At 37.0% G+C, this 3,132-nt stretch carries 2 protein-coding genes and 1 pseudogene; all 3 read right to left on the bottom strand.

The window, feature by feature from the left end; all coding sequences use genetic code 11:
- Window positions 1–1,162, bottom strand: a pseudogene (locus tag AB4653_RS16880) (DNA phosphorothioation-dependent restriction protein DptH); the annotation flags it as partial.
- Window positions 1,143–2,555, bottom strand: coding sequence for a DNA phosphorothioation-dependent restriction protein DptG (gene dptG / locus AB4653_RS16875; protein WP_017104398.1), 1,413 nt, complete (start codon window positions 2,553–2,555; stop codon window positions 1,143–1,145). The pseudogene AB4653_RS16880 and the gene dptG, both read right to left, overlap by 20 nt.
- The coding region (dptF, locus tag AB4653_RS16870) for a DNA phosphorothioation-dependent restriction protein DptF (RefSeq protein WP_372104800.1) at window positions 2,552–3,132 on the bottom strand (581 nt) is incomplete at its 5' end. The genes dptF and dptG, both read right to left, overlap by 4 nt.

Genomic DNA, 3,132 nt, shown 5'->3' with positions numbered 1-3,132 from the left:
CTGCTGTTTTATCTCTTTTTAAGACCAAACTAAAATACGTTGGCTCACCTGTAAATGCCCCCGTAACAGTAACCTTACTACGTTTTCCACCACTATTATTAGGCTGCTGGATCTCAATGCTTGGATCTTTGTTATGCTGTAGAGTAAGTTGATTTTTCTCGACTTTACCACCTAAAAAGGTAAGTGACAGATCAAAGCTCTGCAGGCCCTGTTGCAACGGCAATATGATATGTTGTTCACGTTTCCCTGCTTTACTATCTGATTTACTTTTCTTAGCTAGCCTATCTATTTGCTGAGAATCAATCGACTCGAGCTCAAGGACATTGCTTACGTTATTTTTTTTCTCATTTAAACAATCAGCAAAAGTAAGCTTTGTTTTCCAACTTTCCAAATTTTCATCGTTAAAATGTTTAGCAACAAACTTTTCACTAAAATCATTCTCCGCAAACTTCTCTTCAAGCTCTGTTGAAAAACGTTCAGTTACTGTATTGATACGATCAAATAGCTTTTTATTTTCTTCTAAACGGTTGTTAATCTGCTCTGGTTTACCACTCCAATTCAATATTTCAGGGTCATCTAACAAACCAAGCTCATGAAACTTCAAATCCCCATCTAAGATCGCTGTGTAAAGCTCCTCAAAGCCAAACATGGTTGCACCATCATCCACTATTTGTGAAAAACGGTGATCTAGCAAACATTCAGAAACTTTGCGGTCTTTTGCGTTGGGATCGATTAGACTTTTTAAAGCATCTTTGATTTTTTCTGGGTGCCAAACACTATTGTCTTGAGCGATATCTTCAGCAGAGTTGATTAGTGTGTCTAGCATGCTGTTATGAATAACTAACAATGCACAACCTTTAAAATCACCTTGCTGTCCAGCCACTTCATCACGTAAATGTGAGATAAAGTTCTCAGAATAACCAATGTCATTTTCACTGTGTAGTACAGGTAAAAGCTTGGTATGACCACACTTCAATGCTCTGATGGTAGTGTTTTTGACCGTTAATTGATCATCACATTTTCGGATAAACGCATTGTATAAACGCTGGCTATTCTTGTTATCCGGCGATTGGAACTGATAACGGTAACCATGCTGCAGTTTTGTCTCGTTTAACTTTAAAAACTGCTCAGTTAAAAAGTTCTCAAATTGTTTTTCTAACATAGACTGCATCTCCACTATCGCTCATACGTTCAACATTACCAATACGTTCAAAGAATTTAATTAAGGCTTGTTGGCTCTGTTTATCGAAAAATACACCTCTTGATTCAAAGGCTTTGATTAACTCGTGGAAACGAAGTTTATCTTGCTCACCAATGGCTAAGTTGGTTAATAACAATAGATAGTCCTGATTAAATACTAATACGCGACCAGCACGGCCACGGGATTGTGCAAAATGGCTACAAAACTCAGATTCTGTTGCTTTGACGTAAAGCTTATTAATCTCATGACGCGTTTCTTTTGAACCAAACTGCATTCTGCTCAACTGAAGTAAATCTGCTAGCACATCATGTGGGTTTTCACTGTCACTCAAGTCGAGGTGTAAATCTCGACTCTCTTTAAATGCCTGTGCATAGTTTTTCAGTAAAGTAGCGGAGCTAGGAGTTTGCTGGAGATTTTCAGCTAAGGCCCATAATGGCTGAATGGTGTTCACTGCATTATCAATCTTTTTAGATTGCAGGCTTTCATTCATTGAGAGGTACGGAAAGATATTCCACAACGACTTTGACAATTGTTTAAAGCCATAGTCTTTTATCAGATAACGCTCATCACTGGCTTTTTCGCTGTCTAATATGTAATAACATAGTTGCGCTACCGGCTCCCCCTTCTGCCACCTTTTTAAATTAAGCGCTAGCTGCGCCGTATAAAGATGTGCGTAAAGGTGTAAAAACTCTTTGAAGATTGATAATAGGTATTTTGGTCTTTTGCCTAGAAAACGAAGATCTTGCTGTAGTTGCTTTGCTATAAATGGTAGATATGGCGCTTCACTCGGTTCAGAAAAAGTCAAAACTCCATCTTTCTCTTTATTGCTTGGCTTCATTAACTTCAATAGTTCTGAGTACAGCTGCTCCTCTAAGAAGTTAAATTGATTGTTTGGTTTTTCATTAAAGAAGAAGTTTTGCAATAAATTAGAAAACATTCCACCTAAGCTTGCATCCCTTGCACTGCCTTTCTGCTTAATAGTCTTAAACAATAAAAACTCAGGCGATATTTTAAAAAGCTGGTCATTTTCAAAGTACATTTTTTCTAGGATGGGCCAGAAATCACTTTCATCTAACTTTGTTTTAAAACTACGCTCGCAGCTCAACTTAAATGTTGTGAGCGCTATTTCTGATTCAGTTGTTTCACCCTCTTTAATCGCTAACTTTTCATCATCAGTTAATTTTTCTAGGTGCAATTCTTTTCGATATGATGTTTTAACCACATAACCTAATACACTGTCCCAATTAAAGATATCTTTTCTATCCTTTGTGTTAATTGGGAAGTAGGTAGTTAAAGTGTTATTTTTCACCCCATCTTTAGACTGGGGCAAGTCAGCTCTTAGCATTAAACTCATAGTCCACTCACCTCAAAATCTTCATTATCTACGTTGGTTATTTTGTATTGCTTGTTACCTTTCCCAACGATATATAGGGTATCTGCACTATTTGCGATGTCCGCAATTTCATCAACCAACTCATCCAGTAACACGACAGTATTCTTATCATGTTTGTTAGGGCGATAACCGGAAACGATACGTTGCATTAAGTTCAACAAATTGATATTGACCATCAACGATAAGGTTTTATCCCCAACTCGAAAATAAGCAGTGAAATAGGCAGTATTTTTTTTGTGGTCATTTTTAATCGCTTTAACGTCAGCCTTTAACTCTAGGGATGATGCTAAAAAATAACCATTATGCTCAGAAATGAAAAACTCCCCTTTCGCCAATTTAGGTGCATTTCGATTGTTATATTTATGGATAGCTGTAATTGCTGTTTGGCGATAAAAATAACGCAGTTTTTCTTTTTGTTCTGGTGAGCTATCAAAAGCAGTATGCAACTGCCAAACTTCTGAATAATTATCTATTAGGTGCTCATCAAAATCATTCGAAAACTGCTTATGGTATTCATTCCCATAGTCCGACTTCCTTA

Origin of the sequence: Vibrio sp. 10N.222.48.A3 (assembly GCF_041475345.1) — a bacterium.
Lineage (GTDB): Bacteria > Pseudomonadota > Gammaproteobacteria > Enterobacterales > Vibrionaceae > Vibrio > Vibrio tasmaniensis_A.
This window is presented reverse-complemented; position numbering and strand designations above follow the sequence as displayed.